Source organism: Nocardia huaxiensis (genome assembly GCF_013744875.1).
Taxonomy (GTDB): domain Bacteria; phylum Actinomycetota; class Actinomycetes; order Mycobacteriales; family Mycobacteriaceae; genus Nocardia; species Nocardia huaxiensis.
On the sequence record NZ_CP059399.1, the window covers coordinates 4971217 to 4989353 of the forward strand.

The window sequence follows — 18137 nt, forward strand, 5'->3', positions numbered from 1 at the left end:
TGTTCGAGTACATCGACAGCCCGATCGGGGGAGCGAAGTGGTATTCGGATGGACGGAGATTTCCCTCTGGAGCAGCCACACACGTCCCGGGTCTACGACTACTTCCTCGGCGGCAAGGACAACTACGAGGTCGATCGGCAGGCCGCGGAGGAAATACTGAAGGCGTGGCCCGATATTCGGACCGCCGCCCGGGTCAACCGGCAGTTCATGCAGCGCAGCACCCGCTTCCTGGCCGAGGCGGGGATTCGGCAGTTCCTCGATATCGGCACCGGGATCCCGACCGAGCCGAACCTGCATCAGATCGCGCGGGAGGTCGCGCCGGAATCCCGTGTCGTCTATGTGGACAACGATCCGGTGGTGCTGGCGCACGCCCGCGCGCTCATGCCGAGCAGTGCGTCCGGGGCGATGACCTATATCGATGGCGATGTCACCGTACCGAGTTCGGTGCTGCTGGCGCCGGAGCTGACCGAGACCCTCGATCTGAGCGAGCCGGTCGGATTGAGCATGATCGCGCTACTACATTTCGTCGAAGACGATGTTCCGCAGATCATTTCGACGTTCCTGGATGCGCTCGCACCGGGTTCCCATCTCGTGATCTGCACCATTACCGCCGATTTCGCGCCGGAGCAGGTGCAGGCCGCGCAGGATGTGTACCGGGTCCGCAAGCTTCCCGCTCAGGTCCGCACCTACGACGAAGTCAGCCGCTGGTTCGACGGCTTGGAGCTCGTCGAACCCGGCGTCGTGCCGCCGCATCGCTGGCGGCTCGGTGACGCCGCCGAATTCGGGCCGTCGTTCGACGCCAAGGTCTCCTGCTGGTGCGGCGTTGCGCGCAAACCCTGATCGCGTTCAGCCGTAGAGCTGCACGAAACGGTCCATCGACCGTTCGATATCCCCGCGCAAGGCTCGCGCCACCGCCGAGCCGATGGGTCCGAACAGTGGCGCACCGCCGAGTTCGAAGTCGGCGGTGACCTTCGACCCGGCCGCGGTCGGCGATACCCGCAGCTCGATCCCGAACTTGGTGCCGCCTATCCCGGAACCATTGAGCACCAGCCGGTTCGGCGGCTCCGCCGCCTTGACCGTCCAGGTGACGCGATTGCGGAAACCCTTGACGGTGGCGACACCGACCAGTCGCGTTCCCGGCGTGAGCCCCTCGGGCACCGGCCCCCGCCAGCCCTCGTGCAGGGTCAGCCACTTATCCAGTTCGGGCAGGTCGGAGGCATGCGACCAGGCCCGGTCGGGCGGGATCGGAACGTCTACGGAAACCTTGAGCTTGGCCACGCGCACGATGCTATCTGTTACATGTCGTAGCCCTTAACTCGGGCGCTCCCCGGGGTTTCGGCGAAGCCGCCGAGGGTGGGGGCGCGGCACCGTACAATCCGGTCGAATCGCAGATACTCTCGCTCCGCTCGATATGCCAGTGTTGACGACCGCATGGTGCCGAATCAGGAGGATTTCTGTTTTGCAGCGCGAACGTGCACGAAAGTTGGTGGATTCACCCAGGTTTCAGAAATTCATTGTCGCGATAATTCTAGTCAATGCCGTCTCGCTAGGGGCGGAAACCTCCGACTATCTGATGTCCGTTGCGGGCGGGCTGATTTCGTTCGTGGATTCCGTCGCACTGCTGATCTTCGTCATCGAAATGCTGTTGAAGCTCTACGCATATCGCCTCGGATACTTCCGGGACCCTTGGAACTGCTTCGATTTCGCGGTGGTGGGTGTGGCGCTGTTGCCCGCGTCGGGCGGCCTGTCGGTATTGCGCGCCTTCCGTATTCTCCGTGCCCTGCGCCTGGTCTCCGCCACGCCGAGCATGCGCAAGGTCGTGACGAATCTCCTTGCGGCCCTTCCCGGTATGGGATCGATCCTGGGCCTGCTGGCCCTCGTGCTCTATGTCGCGGCCGTCATGGCCACCAAACTGTTCGGCGGCGTGACGCCCGAATATTTCGGCAGCCTCGGCACTTCCATGTGGACGCTCTTTCAAATCATGACCGGCGAAGCGTGGCCGGACATCGCGCGCACGGTCATGGACGAGAAACCGCTCGCCTGGATTTTCTTCCTCGGCTACATCCTGATCTCCACATTCGTCGTCCTCAATCTGTTCCTCGCCGTCATGGTGAGCGCCGCGGACGATGTGCGCGAAGACGAGAATCGCGAACGCCACGAACAGGAGACCTCGGACGAGAATGCCGCCTACACGGCGATTCTCACCGAACTGACGGCGCTGCGCGCGGAAGTCCGTGCCCTGCAGCCCGCCGCCCACTCGCTGACCAATGGCCACAACGGCACGCGCACCACGGTCATCTACAGCGGAAACCACCGCCCCGATCCGCACCGGCAACTGAGCGACGCCGAGATCACCCAGGCGGTTCTGCTCTACCGCGGCGGCGAATCGATCACGAGCATCGCCGATCGTCTCGGCGCGACCACCGCGACGGTCCGCGCCGGCCTGCAACGCCGGGGTATCCGCCGGCACTGAGATCGCCCGCTGGTCGCGGCTTCGCTGGGTACTCGACTCACATGACGAGCACACCGGAACCCCCGCACACCCCGCCTCCCACCCGGCCGGCTGCACCGCCGGTGCAGCCGACAGCGCCGGTGCGGCCGCCCGCCGCCAAGCCCGAATCCCCGGCCCGTCCCCGAACTCCCATCAAGCACACCAGAACCGGTCGTGTCTGGCTCATCCTCGCCTCGGGCGCGGTGGTGCTGATCATCCTGCTGATCTTCATCCTGCAGAACACGCAGCGAGTGGTGATCTCGTTCCTCGGCTGGGATTTCGAGTGGCCCCTCGGCGTGGCCCTGCTGTTCGCGGCCATCGCCGGAGTTCTCCTCATGGCGCTGGCCGGCGGGGCTCGCATCTGGCAGCTCCGCCGAGCGGCCGGGTCTCGTTAGGGGATTGTGGTGCCGCCGATTAGGGGATTGAGCAGTCGTCCAGTCGGCAATGCCCCCAAGTTGGCGAGGATTTCAAAATGGGGGATGAATCGGGCTAACGGGCGGTCATCGGACACCGACGGAGGGGATGTCGAACCAGATCTTCGGGAAGCGAATACACAGTGTCGTCAAGGACATTCACGGCTGCGGCGGTCGTCGCGATCGCCGTCGCGCTCAGCGCCTCATCGGCGGCTGCGGACCCCACCACGACCACCGCGCCCGCACCGGGCGTCGGATTGGGTGTGGATGTGGGCGTCGGCACCGGGGGAGTCACGGTAGGCGTCGATGTGCAGGGCGGAGCCGGCGCCAATGCCGGCGCGTCGGCACCGCCGACCACCACGGCCCCGGGGGCGAATACCGGTGGGGGAGTACAGCTCGGCGGCGGCGTCGAGGGCGGCGTGCAGGTCGGCGGCGGCGTGCAGGTGGGCGGCGAAGCCAATGGCGGTGCGCAGGCCGGAGGTGGCGTGCAGGCCGGTGGGGAGGGAACCACCGGCGGGCAGGTCGGCGGCGGCGTCGAGCTCGGTGGAAACACCGGCGGTGGCGTGGAAATCGGCGTCGGCTCGCAGGTCGACGGCAATGCCAACGGCGGCGTCCAGGTCGGTGTCGGTTCCCAGATCGACGGTAGTGCGAACGGCGGCGCGCAGGTCGGCGTCGGTTCGCAGGTCGGTGGCAATGCCAATGGCGGCGTACAGGTTGGTGTCGGTTCGCAGGTCGGTGGCAATGCCAACGGTGGCGTCCAGGTTGGTGTCGGTTCGCAGGTCGGTGGCAATGCCACTGGCGGCGCGCTCGGCGGGGTCGATCTGGTGCTCGCCGGAGCCGCGGCAGCCGGCGCGGACACCGTGTACGGCATGGCGATTCCCGTGACCGCGAGCACCGGCATCCCCGGCGGCCCGGCGGTCACCGACCGTATTCCGGAGGGCGGCTACGTGATTCCGCGCGGCGCCCCCGAAACCGGCGCGGGCGGGATGGCCCCCCAGGTGAGCGCACAGCGGTGAGCACGGGCCGAAACACCATGAGCACGAAGCGAACCCGCCGAACCCTGTTCGGCGCCCTCGCCGCCACCCTGGCGATCACCTCGGCACTGCTGTCGGGCTGCGCCGCGGACGACTCCCCGGCCTCGAACGCCGGGGCGACCACGACCGCTGTCGTCACGGCCCCGGAGATCAGCCGATCGACCCCGACCGCCTTCACGATCAGCTCGATCAAAGCCTCGGGTTCGCTGATCTCCCTGGGCCTCAATGCCGACGGAACCGTCCAGGTCCCCGCCGACTACAAGCAGGCGGGCTGGTACCAGCGGGGGCCCGCCCCCGGTGAGCAGGGTTCCGCGGTCATCCTCGGGCACGTCGACTCCTACCAGGGGGAAGGGATCTTCTTCTCGCTCAAGAAGGTCAAGCCCGGCGACATGATCGACGTGACCCGAGCGGACGGCAAAACCGCCCACTTCAAGGTCACCGACGTCCGCATGTACAAGAAATCCGAGTTCCCCGACCAGCTGGTCTACGGCCCCCGCGGTGGTGCGACGCTCCAGTTGGTGACCTGCGGAGGAGATTTCGACCAGAACGCCAAGAGCTACCTCTCCAACGTGGTCGTCTTCTCCTCTCTCGATTCGGTGACCTAGGGTCAGACCTTCTTCACGACACTCGATTTCAGCTGCATCGCGCCGAAACCGTCGATCTTGCAATCGATGTCGTGATCACCGACGCCGTCCACCAGGCGGATATTGCGGACCTTGGTGCCCGCCTTGATGCCGGTGGGGCTGCCTTTGACCTTGAGGTTCTTGATGACGGTGACGGTGTCTCCGTCGGCGAGCACATTGCCGACGGAGTCGGTGATCACCGTCTCGGCGGGCCCGTCGGCGTCGGAGGTCGCGGACCACTCGTGGGCGCACTCGGGGCAGACCAGCAGTGCGCCCATCTCGTAGGTGTATTCACTGGTGCAGGACGGGCACGGGGGCAGCGCGGTCATCGACGACTCCTTCGCGACGGGTGGATGGTTACGTGTTTGCGGCGGTGAGGAATTCGATGATGGTGCGATTGACTTCCTCGGGGCGTTCGAGGTAGCCGTAGTGGCCGCAGCGCTCGATCTCGACGTAGCGGGCGTTCGGGATCGCCGCGGCGACCTCGCGTCCGAAAGCCGGCGGGGTCATCTTGTCGTCGGTGAAGCCCACGACCAGACTGGGAACCTTGATGTTCGCGTAGGCCGGCAAGCGGTTCTGTGAGCGATCCATGCCCAGCTGTGCGCGCACGCCGGGGGCGGGACGCGAACCCGCGCTGTACTCGAAGATGTCGAGCCATTCCTGGGCGCGGGCCGGATCCTCGACGGTGTGCGGTGACAGGTTGAGCATGGCCTTGATCGCGGCCGCGTACTCCGGCGGCAGCTGAATGCCCTTGTCGTACAGCGCCTGTTCGCCGGCGTTGTACATCTGCGCGAGCGGGTGCGCGCGGCCGACCGCGCCCAGCATGATCGCCTTGCCCAGCAGATCGGGGCGTGCGAGCGCGAGCTCCTGCACGACCCGCGCGCCCATCGAGTGGCCCACCACGTGCGCGGGCCCGCCGCCGAGGTGTTCGATCAGCGCCGCGGTGTCGGCGGCGAGATCGTCCAGGGTCATGCCGCCGACGGACTCATCCGAGGGCGCGATGCCGCGATTGTCGAAGGTAGCCACCCGGAATCCGGCCTTGACCAGCGCCGGAACCTGGTAGGTGCGCCAGACCCGTCCCGGGCTGCCGCTTCCCATGACCAGCACGACGAGCGGACCGTTCCCGGTGACCTCGTAGCTGATTCCGATCCCGTTGAGGGTGGCGATCGGCATGTTCCTTCTTTCTTCGCGTGTTCGACTGTGCCGCACACAGTAGATGAGGGCCGTCGGACCCGATTCATCTGGTTGCTAAACTGTGCAATCAGCGGTGTAGTTTGCCTGGACAGAGTCGGTACGAGGAGAAGGAGGGGCGCAATGCCTGGAATGCAGCGTCCGCTCTATCAAATGAAGGCCGACTTCTTCAAGACTCTCGGCCATCCCGTGCGCATCCGGGTGTTGGAGCTGCTCAGTGAACGTGAGCACGCCGTCTCGGAGATGCTCGACGAGGTCGGGGTGGAGGCCGCGAATCTCTCGCAGCAGCTGTCGATTCTGCGTCGCGCGGGCCTGGTCTCGGCGCGGCGTGAAGGGCTCTCGGTGACCTACGAGCTGACCTCGCCGCAGGTGGCGGAACTGCTCGCCACCGCGCGCGCTATCTTGACCGGAGTCGTCGCCGGGCAGGCCGAAGCGCTGACCAGCCCCGCCTGACCCCCATTCCATCCGCCATGGGGGGTCGCTTGACCTCGCTGATTGCAGCCTTTCTAAACTTAATACCTAGTAGTCTTCGTGAAGGAGAAACCTGCTGTGACCGATAGCCTCACCGCCGCGCCCGCACCCACCGACCACGAGGGCCTGCTGTCCTGGGTCGCCGAGATCGCCGAACTCACCGCGCCCGAGGCGATCGTGTTCTGTGACGGCTCCCGTGCGGAGTGGGATCGTTTGACCGAGGGGCTGGTCGCCAAGGGCACCTTCGTGCCGTTGCGGGGCAAGCCGAACTCCTTCTGGTGCGCCTCGGATCCCGAGGACGTGGCGCGGGTGGAGGACCGCACCTACATCTGCTCGGAGAACCAGGCCGACGCCGGGCCGACCAACAACTGGGTGGATCCGGTCGACATGCGCACGGTCATGACCGAGCACTACCGGGGCTCGATGGCCGGGCGGACCATGTACGTGATCGCCTTCTGCATGGGGCCTCTGGACGCGGCCGACCCGAAATTCGGTGTGCAGATCACCGATTCGGAGTACGTGGCGGTGTCGATGCAGATCATGACGCGGTCCGGCGCACCCGTGTGGGAAAAGCTCACCGAAGGCACGGAATTCGTGAAGTGCCTGCACTCGGTGGGTGCGCCGCTGGCCACCGGGCAGCAGGATGTGGCCTGGCCGTGCGACAAGACCAAGTACATCTCGCACTTCCCGGAGCGCCGCGAGATCTGGTCCTACGGTTCGGGTTACGGTGGCAACGCCCTGCTGGGCAAGAAGTGCTTCGCGCTGCGCATCGCCTCGGTGCTGGGCCGGGACGAAGGCTGGCTGGCCGAGCACATGCTCATCCTGAAACTGACGTCGCCGCAGGACAAGACGCACTACATCGCGGCCGCGTTCCCGTCCTCGTGCGGCAAGACGAACCTGGCCATGCTCGAGCCGGCGCTGCCGGGCTGGAAGGCCGAGACGGTGGGCGACGATATCGCCTGGTTGCGTTTCGGCGCCGACGGGCGGCTGTACGCGGTGAACCCGGAGGCCGGATTCTTCGGTGTGGCGCCGGGAACCGGCGCCAAGACCAATCCGAACGCCATCGCCACCATCGCGGCGGGCAACTCCATCTTCACCAATACCGCGCTCACCGATGACAAGGACGTCTGGTGGGAGGGGCTCACCGAGCAGCCGCCCGCGCATCTGATCGACTGGCGCGGCCAGGACTGGACGCCCTCCTCGGAAACCCCTGCCGCGCACCCGAATTCGCGTTACTGCACCCCGATCGACCAGTGCCCCTCGGTGGCGCCGGAGTGGAACGATCCGCGGGGCGTGCCGATTTCGGCGATCTTCTTCGGCGGGCGGCGTGCCTCCACCATTCCGCTGGTCGCCGAATCCTTCGACTGGGCGCACGGGGTGTTCACCGCGTCGGTGCTGTCCTCGGAGACCACGGCGGCGGCCACGGGCGCGGTGGGCGTGGTGCGCCGCGACCCGATGGCCATGCTGCCCTTCCTCGGCTATCACGTCGGCGACTACTTCGCGCACTGGCTGTCCATGGCCGAGCGGGAGGGCGCCCAGCTGCCGAAGATCTTCCAGGTCAACTGGTTCCGGCGCAGTGCGGACGGCAAGTTCCTGTGGCCGGGATTCGGGGACAATGTCCGGGTGCTGAAGTGGGCCCTGGATCGTCTGGACGGCTCGGCGGAAGCGATCGAGACCCCGATCGGCTACGTGCCGACCGCCGAGGCGCTCGACCTCGATGGGCTCGGCTCCGGATATCGGGATCTCGCCTCTGCCGCACTGGCTTTCGATGTCGACGAGTGGGTGCGCGAGATCGCCTCCATTGACGACTGGTATGCCACCATCGGCGGCAACCGGCTGCCCGAGGCGCTGCGCGAGCAGCTCGCCGCCTTGAAATTGCGTCTGGCCCAGGCGCTCTGAGGATGCGAGCGCTGCTGCCGGTCTGGTCGGACTGGCGTCCGGCCCTGCGCGCCCCGGGCGCGGATCTGCTATCGGGTCTGATCGTCGCGCTGGTCGCCCTGCCGCTGGCGCTGGGGTTCGGCATCTCCTCCGGCCTCGGCGCGGCGGCGGGCTTGGCGACCGCCGTGATCGCGGGCGCGGTGGCGGCGATCTTCGGCGGCTCGCGCTTTCAGGTGTCCGGGCCGACGGGTGCGATGACCGTCGTGCTCGTACCGATCTTCCACCAGCATGGATCGGGCGGGGTGCTGGCCGTGGGGCTGATGGCCGGCCTCGCGCTGGTGGTGCTCGCGGTCGCCGGGGTGGGCAGGGCGGTTCGATACATGCCCGCCCCGGTGATCGAGGGTTTCACCGCGGGAATCGCGGTGGTCATTGCGTTGCAACAGTTCCCGTCGGCGCTCGGGATCGCCGATGCGGAGGGCGAGAAGGTGTGGCAGGTCGCCTTCGACGCGGTGCGCCAATATGTTTCGGATCCCGATGCGCTGCCGGTGGCGACCGCGCTGCTCGTGGCGGCGGTCCTGCTCATCGGTGGCCGGTATCTGCCGCGGCTGCCCTTCGCGCTCGTCGCGGTCGCCGTGGCCACGATGGTGGCGGTGGCGTTCGGCCTGCCGCTGGCCAGCATCGGCGCGATTCCGGCCGGATTGCAGGCTCCGACACTGGAATTCGTTCATCTCGGTGAGCTGGGTGGATTGGTCGCGCCCGCGCTGGCCGTCGCGGCGCTGGCGGCCCTGGAATCGCTGCTGTCGGCCACCGCCGCCGACGCCATGGCGGTGGGCACCCGCCACAATCCCGACCGTGAGCTGTTCGGGCAGGGTTTGGCGAATATCGCCGCACCGATGTTCGGCGGCGTCCCCGCGACGGGAGCCATCGCCCGCACGGCGGTGAACGTCCGCTCCGGCGCGCGCACCCGGCTGGCCGCGCTCACGCACGCACTGGTGCTGGCCGCGATCATCTACCTGGCCGCGCCGCTGGTCGCCCATATTCCCTTGGCGGCCTTGGCCGGAGTACTGCTGGCCACCACGGTGCGCATGGTCGAGACGGCCTCCCTCGCCGCGATCGCGCGTGCGTCGCGGGGCGACGCCGCCATCATGGGCATCACCTTCCTGGTGACGGTCGCCCTGGATCTGGTCACCGCGGTCGCTGTCGGCGTCGGCATCGCCGTCGTGCTCGCCCTGCGCGCGGTGGCGAAAGAAGCTCGCCTGCACCAGATTCCACTCGACGACGCCGACCATCTGGCCGAGGAGCACCAGCTGCTCGACGAGCACATCGTCGCCTACCGCCTGGACGGCCCGCTGTTCTTCGCCGCCGCTCACCGCTTCCTGCTGGAGTTGGCGGAGGTCTCGAATGTGCACGTCGTCATCCTCCGCATGTCCCACATCACCGCCCTCGACACCACCGGCGCGCTGGTTCTCAAGGACGCCATCAGCAAACTCGAACACCGGCACATCGTCGTGCTCATGTCCGGTCTGCGCGAGGACCACCGCCGTCGGCTCGAAGCGGTCGGGGCGCTCCCGGCAGGTGGTTCCGCTCACCTGCTCACCCATACCCCCGATGCCATCACTCGCGCGCGTGAGCTGGTGCCCGCCCTCTCGGGCAGTCCGCTGGGCCGCGCCTGATCCATTCCGATCCGCGAATCCCGTTCCCCCGCAGGGAGGTCACCGATGGTCACTCCGAACAGCATTCGATCCTGCACGCGCAGACCGCATGTGGCGACACCGTCGACACCCCGTTCGCCCGACTCCGACCGCCGTCGCCGAATGCAGCCGATCGTGGATCTGGAACGCGCGATCTGCGCGCTGGAACTGCCACGCCTCGGTCACTCCCTCGTCTCCGATCACGCTGTGACGCAGGTGCTCGACTCGACCACGCTGGCCGTCGTCATGCACTGCGGCCACAATGTCGCGATCGTCGAAGAGGCGATACGGGAACAGCATCTCGCGATCAAGGGCATCGATATCGACCGCGACATGCTGGTGGTGTCGATCTGAGGGTGCGCGGTGCGACGACGGAAAACCTGTTGGCGGGCTCCGGCGGTCACTGCTACCGTTCCACCCGCCGTGCCAGAGGACGAGGAGGTGATACCCGTGAACGCAGTATCGACATGGGTGCTCCCCTCCGGGGTCACGGTCGGGCGGTAGGTCGTCCGGGAGCGCCGTTCCACAGCACTCCCGAAAGGCACGATCGTGCACTTCATTACCGAACAGCGCCTCGACCACAACATTCTCGAGCGGGAATTCACCGTCGGCGAGATTCCCGGCATCCTGTGGACGCCCGCCTCCGCGTCCGAGCAGTTGCCGTTGATCCTGGTCAGCCCGCCTCCCCTCGGACTGCGCAGAATGTACCCGCGACTGCTGGCCAGGGTCCGCCATTCCGCGGCGGAAGGCTACGCCGTGGCCACCATCGAACTCCCGTGGTGCGGTGACCGTCCCCGTTCCGCCGCAGCCGATCAGACCCGCGCCGACCTGCGCCGCGCGCTGGCCGCAGGCGGCCCGATCGCCGACGATCTCATCGACCGCCTCATCCTCCCGCTGGTCGACCAGGCGGTCCCGGAATGGCAGACCACCCTCGACGCCCTCCTCACGCTGCCCGAAATCACCGGCCCGGTGGGCTATTCAGGCGGTGTGATCTCCATCGGCACCCGCCTGGCAGCAGTCGACCCGCGCATCGCCGCCGCGGTCCTGTTCGCCGGCAGCTTCGTCCCCCGCACCATCCTCGAAGAGGCCCGCCACGTCACCATCCCCCTTCATGTCCTACTCCAATGGGACGACGAAGGAAACGACCGCCACCGCTCCCTGGCCCTCTTCGACGCCTTCGCCTCCAAGACGAAAACCTTGCACGCCAATATGGGCGGCCACACCGGCGTCCCCCAGTACGCCGGCGAGGAAGCAAGCCGCTTCTTCAACCGGCACCTGAAGTAGGCGACAAATAGCGCCGACGCCGAAAGAACCACGGGCAGCGCCGATCTGAGAACCTCCAACGTTCGCAGTGATGGCCCTGTTCCGTGGCGGCGTTGTCCCGCTGCTTACAGTGCAGGCATGATGCGTGATCTGGATCCCTCCACTGTTGTCGTGCATGCCGGGCGGCCCGCTCGGGTCGCGGATGCGCCGATGGGTGGGTCGCCGGTGTTCACCTCGACCTATGTGGCGGGTGGGGAGGTGGGTTATGGGCGCTTCGGGAATGAGGCGTGGGCGGCGTTCGAGGAGACGCTGGGCGCTTTGGAGGGTGGACGGTGTTTGAGCTTCGCCTCGGGGATGGCGGCTGCTGCCGCGGTCTGTGATCTGGTGCCGGTCGGGGGTCGGGTTGTCGCGCCGCAGCATGCCTACAACGGGGTGCTGGCGCTGCTGGATCAGCAGGTGGCCGCGGGACGGCTCAGCCTCGACCGGGTGAGTGTTGTCGATACCGCGGCGGTCTCGGCCGCGGTCGCCGGTGCGGATCTGTTGTGGCTCGAGTCGCCGACGAATCCGGCGATGGAGGTTGCGGATCTTCCAGCGCTCGCGGCGGCGGGGCGTCGCGCGGGTGCCACGGTGGTCGTGGACAACACGTTTGCCACGCCGCTGCTCCAGCAGCCGCTGTCCATGGGCGCCGACATCGTGGTGCACTCTGCGACGAAGTTCATCGCGGGTCATTCGGATGTGGTGCTCGGTGCTGTCGTCACCAAGACGGATGAGCATTGGTCGGCCCTGGAGTTGCGCCGGAGAAGTCAAGGCGCGATACCGGGCCCGATGGAGGCTTGGCTGGCGTTGCGCGGATTCCGCACGCTCGCACTGCGACTGGAGCGCGCCCAGTCGAACGCCGCGTTCCTGGCGGCGCGACTGCTCGAGCACCCGCGGGTGAGCCGAGTTCGTTACCCCGGGCTGCCTGAGGACCCGGGCCACGCCCGAGCAGCCGCTCAGATGTCCGGTTTCGGCGCCATTCTCGCCTTCGAACTCGGCGGCGACGCGGACGGCGCCCAGCACGTGTGCGAGAGCACCAACCTCTGGGTCCACGCCACCAGCCTCGGCGGCGTCGAGTCCACGCTCGAACGCCGCCGTCGCTGGCCCATCGAAGTCCCGACCATCCCCACGGACCTCATCCGCCTGTCGGTCGGCATCGAACACCCGGATGACCTGTGGGCCGACTTGGCGCAGGCCCTGAAGTCCTAGCAGTTTCATGACCGCGGCGGCCGTGCAATCCGCAGCGGCTGCGGGAGGCCGGGTGGTTGCCCGCGACTCCCACACCGGCGGCCCCGCTATGGGGGAGGCGGTTGTTCGCGCCATTGCTCGCTTCGCGCAATCGGATTCGGGTTGGATCGGCTGGGTTCGTCAGGGCGGGGGATGGGCCAGGTCCAGCCGTTTTGGTGGTGGATGAGGAGGAGTTGGCGGCGGGCGTTGCAGGAGGCGGGGGAGGGGATGGGGGAGTCGCCGGGGGTGCAGTTGCGGTGGCGCCAGAGGAGGGATTTCACCGTGAGGGGGCTGAGGTGGACGGTGGCGGGGATGCGGTAGTGCGTGAGTTTGGAATACATTTCGTCACCGGGCTCGGTGTCGCCCGTGCCGGCGGTGGGCGGCGGGTGGCCGATGCCTTGGCGCGGGCGGGATTTGGGAACGGTCGGCGGATACACCCCACACGATGGTGGCGACCATGACGGTCATGGCGGCGAGGATCAGAAGCAACTGGAATACGGCTGACAGCATGGGAATCCCCTTGAAATGTAGGCAGTTCCGGCTGGATGGATTGCCGTCGCGGTGACTCGGCCGATGGTCTCGCTGGCGAGATCCAGTACACACCCCGAGCAGTGTTCGTGAACAGCTCACGGTGTGCTGCGCACGAATTATGATGGGTGCACACCATGAACGTGCTCACTGCGAACGCTTTCAGATAGCGAGGCAAACGAAATGGCTGGGACTACGGTCTCGCGCAGAGCATTTGGAAAGTTCTTGCTCGAAATGCGAGAGAAGTCGGGGAAGTCGCCACTTTCGGCAGGGCTGTGCATCGAGGTCTCACGGATGACCATTCGGAGGCTGGAAGACGGGGAGCTCACGAAGATCACCACGCCGCAGCTCGAGAAGTTGCTCGAGTTCTATGGCGCGGAGCCGGAGAGCCGCAGGGAGGCTCTGGAGCTGTGGGGTGAAGTCCGAGATCAGGCGAAAGTGGCCAGGTTGCACGGTAATTCGAAGGGGTACTGGCACGGGTACGCCGATCAGTACGCGTCGCATCTGCCGCACTTGCTGCGGTTGGAGGCGTCCGCCGATCACATCACGACTCACCAGTTGGTACTGGTGCCCGGACTGTTGCAGACGGCCGGATACCGGCGTGCGATCGCACGGATCGACGATCCCGAAATGACCGTCGTCAATCAGGAACGCAGGATCGAGTTGAGCGAGCGCCGCCAAACCAAGCTCAACGAAGAGGGGTTCGTGTTCGAGGCACTTCTCTCCGAGGCCGTATTGCGTCATCTTCCCGGCGGCGAGACCGTGATGGCCGAGCAGCTTCGGTGGTTGTGCGCAGTGGGAGAACGCGACAACATCAGCATTCGGCTGATTCCTTTCGCAGTTGGTTCCCACCGGGGCCTGACCATTCTCAGCTTCACCCTGCTGTCCTTCCCCCGTCGCGCCAAAGGACCGATCGAACCGCCCGTTGTCTATCTCGAACGGCCGTTGGGCGGTGGGGATTACAACGATCGCCACGAAGTGGTCGAGAAGTACCAGAAAGCGATCTCCTCCTTGCGAGAGGTAGCTTTGGATGAGGCCGACACACGAAACATGTTGGCGCGATTGGCGAAGGAGTGCGCGCCGTGACCCACGATGCGCCCACGGGCGAATGGTTCAAGTCGAGTTGGAGTGAGGCATCCAACGCTTGCGTCGAAGTGAGGTTCGACGAGGGCTCGGTGCGGGTCCGCGATTCGAAGCGCCCTGGCGGGCCTGAGCTGCGCTTCGACTCGCACGCGTGGGATTCGTTCCTGGCCAGTGGCGTGTGGAGGCGTTGAGCTAGGCGACTATTCGGAAGTTATCGGTTGGCGGGAGCCTGGGTGGGTTTACGGGTTACAGTCGCACCGCGCTGGATGAGGTGGTCCAGAGGGAGGACTTGGCCGTGTCGGGAATTGGTGATGCCACCGAACAGTCGGAGCCGCCGGAAGTCGGGGTAGGCGGGGAGGCGTTGCCGCCGACGCTGGATCGGGTTGTGGCGGAGCATGGTCCGTTGCCGGAAGCGGTGGTGCGGGCGATGGGGGTGCGGCTGGCGGAGGGGCTGGCCGCCATGCATGCGCTGGGGCGGGTGTTCGGGGATCTGCGGCCGGAGACGGTGTTGATGTATCCGGACGGGGCTCGGCTGGGGACGGCACGGCCGCCGGTAGACGGGACGGTGGGGTCTGCCGGTGATGTGTATGCGCTTGCGGGGGTGCTGGTTTTCGCGGTGACGGGGCGGAGTCCGTTCCGGGAGAACGGGCTCGAGGCCGTGCCCGCGGGGCTGCGGGCGGTGTTGACGGGCTGCCTATCCGATGATCCGAGCGGTCGGCCGAAGGCGGGGGAGTTGGCGGCGACGCTGGCGGATGGGCCGGTGAGCGAGCAGCCTGTGGGAGGCGCGCCGCAGCCCGGGGGCGGGCAGATGACGCAGAACGGCCCCGATTCCGCGACCGCTTGGATACCGCCCGATCCCGCGACCACACCGATTCCGCCGGACGCGGCGACGACGCCGGTGCGGCCGGATCACGATCCCGGGCAGTCGAATTCGTCGAGCCGGTTGCCGTGGATCATCGCGGCAGCGTGCGGGTTGCTGGTCGTGGTCATTCTGGCTGTGGTCGGGGTTGTCGCCGCGACCCGTGACGACGGTGACAGCACCGCGGGCGGTGGCGCGAGCACCACGGGCAGTGCCGGTGCGGCCCCGAAATACACTGCGGCCGGTCTCGGCGACGCCTGCGCACTGCTCGATATGCCCGCCGTCGAGAAGGTGATCGGCAAGCAGTCCGGCACCCCGATGGGGGACATGATCGAACTGCCGTCGGTCGCGGATTCGCTCGAGTGCAGCACCATGAACGAGCACGGGTTCATCCTGCTGCACATCGAGGTGTCGGATCAGATCGACATGGTGCACAAGCTGTGGGACATGCATCGGGCCTCCGGGCTCGGTTCCACCGGGTCCGGGGTTACCGCGCAGGCGGTGACCGGGCTCGGTGAGGACGCGTATCTGGTTGTGCACGAACCGAACAAGGGCGACAGCATGCAGATCGGCTGCATGCTCGGATTCCTGCAGTCGAATGTGGTGGCCATCGTCGACGTGTATCTGTCCGAGGACGACGGCAGCACGCGCGAGAAGCTGGGGGCGCTGTGCCGCCATCAGGCGGACACCGTGCTCGGGAGACTGAAGTGAGTTCGATGCGGGGCAGGCTGCCGTGGGCGGTGGCGGCGGTGAGCGTGCTGGTGCTCGCCGCGGTGGTGGTTTTCGCGGTGGTGGTGCTGTCGGGCGGCGACGATAAGAACGACGCCGGGAAGACCACGGTGGGCAATGGGACCACCTTCGAACCCGGCAGTCATGACCCGAGGCAGGCGGGCAAATACAAGCCCGGCAAGGTCGAGAACGCCTGTAACGCAGTCGATCTGGCGGCCATCGTGGCGATGGGCTACCCGGCCGCCGGCAAGCCGCTGCACGAGGAGACCAATTCCGGCGGCGTCGGCGGCAGCCTGGAATGCCGCGCCGATTTCGAGAATGCGAGCTTCTCCGCGCAGGCCAATTACGACTGGGGCGGTGACAGCGGCATTTTCGAAGAGTCGAAGGCCAACGAAATCGCGAATCCTTCCGCGAATACGACTGCGGCCGCGATCTCCGGGCTGGGTGAGTCCGCGTACTACATGCTCGAGGACGCCAGCTCCGGCACGCGCACGGATATCGAGGCGACGGTGCATGCCAAGGACGACAATCTCGTCGTAGTCACCATTTTGCGGGTCTCCGGCTACGACATCCACGCCAACCGCGACGAGGTGCGCCAGGCCGCCGAGGCGCAGGCGCGCCTGATGCTGGAGCGGCTGCGGTGACCACCGACGCGGTGGAGGCGATCGGCCCGTACCGGGTGATCGGACGCCTCGGATCCGGCGGAATGGGTGATGTGCTGCTCGGCCGCTCACCGGGCGGGCGGCAGGTCGCCATCAAGGTCGTGCATCGGCATCTGGCCCGCGACAACGAGTTTCGGGCCCGGTTCGCGCGCGAGATCCAGGCCGCCCGCGCCGTCGGCGGCTTCTACACCGCGGCCGTCGTCGACGCCGATTGGGAAGCGCCGCAACCGTGGTTCGCCACCGAATACATTGCGGGACTGTCGTTGAAGCAGCTCGTCACCGACTTCGGCCCGCTGCCGGAATCCTCGGTGGAGGAGCTGGCGGCCGGAATCGTCGAGGCGCTGGCGGCCATTCACGCGGCGGGCGTCACGCACCGGGATCTCACCCCAGGAAATGTGCTGCTCACCGAATCCGGTCCGCGCGTCATCGATTTCGGCATCGCCAAGCTGGTGGCGGAGACCCAGCAGGTCACCGCGACCGGCGCGCTCATCGGCACGCCCGGCTACATGTCGCCGGAGCATGTCCTCGGCGGCGACGTAGGTCCCGCCGGAGATGTGTTCTCCCTCGGTTCGGTGCTCACTCTGGCCGCCACCGGGCACGGACCGTTCGAGGACAAGACCACGGCGATGGTGCTGAGCCGGGTGGCCTACTCCGCGCCGAACCTGACCGGACTGCGGGAAGGGCGGCTGTACCGAATCATCCTGGCCTGCTTGGACAAAGACGCCGAAGCGCGCCCCGGGACGGCGGCGCTGCTGGAGGCGCTGCGCGACCACCGCGCGGGCCCGTCGAATCACTGGCTGCCGCAACCGATGATGCAGGCACTCGCCACCCCGCCGCCCGTCGAACCGGTTGGGCGGGAACGAAAGACGAGCCGCCGCGCGATCCTGACCGCTGCCGCCGTCGGTGTGACGGCCTTGGCGGGAGCCGCCGTCGCCACCAAGCTCATCGCCGACCGCTCGGACGTGAAAGAGGCTGCCGCGGAGCGTAAGCCGGGCGGCACCCTGCTGTGGAAGGCCGACATCGGGACCTTCGTCGACAAGACGTACTCGCCGGAGCCGCCCGCGGTGGACGGCACGTCGGTCTACGCCGGGAGCATCGATGGTTCGGTGTACGCGGTCGATATCGCCACCGGCGCGATCCGCTGGAAAGGCGTTATGCAGCAGCAGCTCTCGCACGGACCGGTGTACGCCGACGGCAGGGTGTTCGCGACCAATTCCGCGCGCGGGATCTTCGCCTTCGACGCCGCGACGGGCGCCGAGCTGTGGGAGAACTCGGAGATCAGCAGCGCCATCGCCGCCTCTGGCGGCTTGGTGTTCGGCTCGGTGTCCTCCACCCGTGAGAACGGGATCGTCGCCTTCGATGTCGCGACGGGGGCGCGGCGGTGGACGGCGCTCGCCGACGCGAAGGTCGATGTGGTGCCGATCTACGCCGCGGACGGTGCCGTGGTCACGGTGACCGGCGCACACGAGGTGTGCCTGCTGGACGCCGCCACGGGCGCGGTGCGCTGGCAGATGAGCGACCCGAAAGACGAGATCTACGGTCTGAGCACCCCGGTGATTTCCGGTGGCGCGGTGTACGTTTCGAGTTCGAACGTCTTCCGCGCGCTGGATGTGGCGACCGGTGCGGAGAAGTGGCGGTTTCGCTTCGGCGGTTCGTCGACGGTGGTGCGCGGCGACACGGTGTTCGTCCAGGGCGACTCTCGCGCCTACGCCTTCGATGCCGCCGACGGCACGGTGCGCTGGCTGTATCGCACCGACGACACCCTGTCGCGCACCCTCGCGGTGGGTGAGGACTCCGTGTATTGCATTGCGGCCAAACAGGTGCTGGCCCTCGATATCGCGTCCGGTGAACAGCGGTGGGCCTACGGCACCCCCGATACGCTCGGCGCCGTCACCTTCGGCTCCGGCGCGATCTACGTCGGCGGCAACGACCGCAACCTCTACGCGATCAGCGCATGA

At 67.1% G+C, this 18137-nt stretch carries 20 protein-coding genes; 16 read left to right on the forward strand and 4 right to left on the reverse strand.

The features are described from left to right. Nucleotides 1–48 precede the first annotated feature (48 nt). Nucleotides 49–840, forward strand: a complete 792-nt coding sequence (locus tag H0264_RS22430; protein ID WP_181579355.1) for an SAM-dependent methyltransferase — start codon at nt 49–51, stop codon at nt 838–840. Nucleotides 841–846: 6 nt separating this feature from the next. Here the strand turns inward: H0264_RS22430 and H0264_RS22435 are convergent, their stop codons facing one another. After that, nucleotides 847–1278 carry a type II toxin-antitoxin system Rv0910 family toxin gene (locus tag H0264_RS22435; RefSeq protein ID WP_181579356.1) on the reverse strand — a complete coding sequence of 144 codons (432 nt, stop codon included), beginning with the start codon at nt 1276–1278 and terminating at the stop codon, nt 847–849. Between the two features lie 133 nt (nt 1279–1411). Between H0264_RS22435 and H0264_RS22440 the strand changes: the two genes are divergently transcribed. From H0264_RS22440 to H0264_RS22455, 4 genes are all read left to right on the forward strand, one after another. Further along, complete coding sequence (locus H0264_RS22440) at nt 1412–2473, forward strand: ion transporter (RefSeq protein ID WP_181579357.1); 1062 nt, start codon at nt 1412–1414, stop codon at nt 2471–2473. A 41-nt stretch (nt 2474–2514) separates the two neighbouring features. After that, nucleotides 2515–2886: a LapA family protein gene (locus H0264_RS22445; protein WP_181579358.1), complete on the forward strand. Its 372-nt coding sequence runs from the start codon at nt 2515–2517 to the stop codon at nt 2884–2886. Nucleotides 2887–3047: 161 nt separating this feature from the next. Then, entirely contained in the window at nt 3048–3920 is an 873-nt protein-coding gene (locus tag H0264_RS22450) for a hypothetical protein (protein ID WP_181579359.1), read from the forward strand. 17 nt (nt 3921–3937) lie between these two features. Next, nucleotides 3938–4543 carry a class F sortase gene (locus tag H0264_RS22455; RefSeq protein ID WP_181579360.1) on the forward strand — a complete coding sequence of 202 codons (606 nt, stop codon included), beginning with the start codon at nt 3938–3940 and terminating at the stop codon, nt 4541–4543. A gap of 2 nt (nt 4544–4545) precedes the next feature. On the opposite strand, the gene H0264_RS22460 is transcribed toward H0264_RS22455, so the two are convergent. Further along, the gene (locus H0264_RS22460) at nt 4546–4890 is read right to left on the reverse strand and encodes a zinc ribbon domain-containing protein YjdM (RefSeq protein WP_181579361.1); all 345 of its coding nucleotides are present in this window, start codon (nt 4888–4890) and stop codon (nt 4546–4548) included. Between the two features lie 28 nt (nt 4891–4918). After that, nucleotides 4919–5734, reverse strand: a complete 816-nt coding sequence (locus tag H0264_RS22465; RefSeq protein WP_181579362.1) for an alpha/beta fold hydrolase — start codon at nt 5732–5734, stop codon at nt 4919–4921. 141 nt (nt 5735–5875) lie between these two features. Between H0264_RS22465 and H0264_RS22470 the strand changes: the two genes are divergently transcribed. The 6 genes from H0264_RS22470 (at nt 5876) to H0264_RS22495 (ending at nt 12300) form a co-directional block, all read left to right on the forward strand. Beyond that, nucleotides 5876–6205: an ArsR/SmtB family transcription factor gene (locus H0264_RS22470; RefSeq protein WP_181579363.1), complete on the forward strand. Its 330-nt coding sequence runs from the start codon at nt 5876–5878 to the stop codon at nt 6203–6205. A gap of 96 nt (nt 6206–6301) precedes the next feature. Beyond that, a complete protein-coding gene (locus H0264_RS22475) occupies nt 6302–8122 on the forward strand; it encodes a phosphoenolpyruvate carboxykinase (GTP) (protein WP_181579364.1) in 1821 nt (606 codons plus the stop codon). A 2-nt stretch (nt 8123–8124) separates the two neighbouring features. Then, complete coding sequence (locus tag H0264_RS22480) at nt 8125–9774, forward strand: SulP family inorganic anion transporter (RefSeq protein ID WP_181579365.1); 1650 nt, start codon at nt 8125–8127, stop codon at nt 9772–9774. A gap of 45 nt (nt 9775–9819) precedes the next feature. Then, nucleotides 9820–10146: a hypothetical protein gene (locus H0264_RS22485; protein ID WP_181579366.1), complete on the forward strand. Its 327-nt coding sequence runs from the start codon at nt 9820–9822 to the stop codon at nt 10144–10146. 195 nt (nt 10147–10341) lie between these two features. After that, nucleotides 10342–11076, forward strand: a complete 735-nt coding sequence (locus H0264_RS22490; RefSeq protein WP_181579367.1) for a dienelactone hydrolase family protein — start codon at nt 10342–10344, stop codon at nt 11074–11076. A gap of 117 nt (nt 11077–11193) precedes the next feature. Then, complete coding sequence (locus tag H0264_RS22495) at nt 11194–12300, forward strand: trans-sulfuration enzyme family protein (protein WP_181579368.1); 1107 nt, start codon at nt 11194–11196, stop codon at nt 12298–12300. A gap of 86 nt (nt 12301–12386) precedes the next feature. Here H0264_RS22495 and H0264_RS38305 read toward each other — a convergent pair whose 3' ends face one another. Beyond that, entirely contained in the window at nt 12387–12755 is a 369-nt protein-coding gene (locus H0264_RS38305) for a hypothetical protein (RefSeq protein WP_220139816.1), read from the reverse strand. A gap of 274 nt (nt 12756–13029) precedes the next feature. Between H0264_RS38305 and H0264_RS22505 the strand changes: the two genes are divergently transcribed. The 5 genes from H0264_RS22505 to H0264_RS22525 all read left to right on the forward strand — a co-directional run bounded on the left by H0264_RS22505 (nt 13030) and on the right by H0264_RS22525 (nt 18137). Further along, on the forward strand, nt 13030–13932 hold the full coding sequence (locus tag H0264_RS22505; RefSeq protein WP_276514507.1) for a helix-turn-helix domain-containing protein: 903 nt from the start codon (nt 13030–13032) through the stop codon (nt 13930–13932). After that, on the forward strand, nt 13929–14120 hold the full coding sequence (locus H0264_RS22510; protein ID WP_181579371.1) for a DUF397 domain-containing protein: 192 nt from the start codon (nt 13929–13931) through the stop codon (nt 14118–14120). The genes H0264_RS22505 and H0264_RS22510 overlap by 4 nt, the downstream gene beginning before the upstream one ends. 104 nt (nt 14121–14224) lie before the next feature. Continuing rightward, nucleotides 14225–15499 (forward strand): serine/threonine-protein kinase, encoded by a 1275-nt coding sequence (locus H0264_RS22515; RefSeq protein ID WP_181579372.1) that lies wholly within the window; start codon nt 14225–14227, stop codon nt 15497–15499. Next, on the forward strand, nt 15496–16161 hold the full coding sequence (locus H0264_RS22520; RefSeq protein WP_181579373.1) for a hypothetical protein: 666 nt from the start codon (nt 15496–15498) through the stop codon (nt 16159–16161). Before H0264_RS22515 ends, H0264_RS22520 begins: the two co-directional genes overlap by 4 nt. Beyond that, the gene (locus tag H0264_RS22525) at nt 16158–18137 is read left to right on the forward strand and encodes an outer membrane protein assembly factor BamB family protein (RefSeq protein WP_181579374.1); all 1980 of its coding nucleotides are present in this window, start codon (nt 16158–16160) and stop codon (nt 18135–18137) included. Before H0264_RS22520 ends, H0264_RS22525 begins: the two co-directional genes overlap by 4 nt.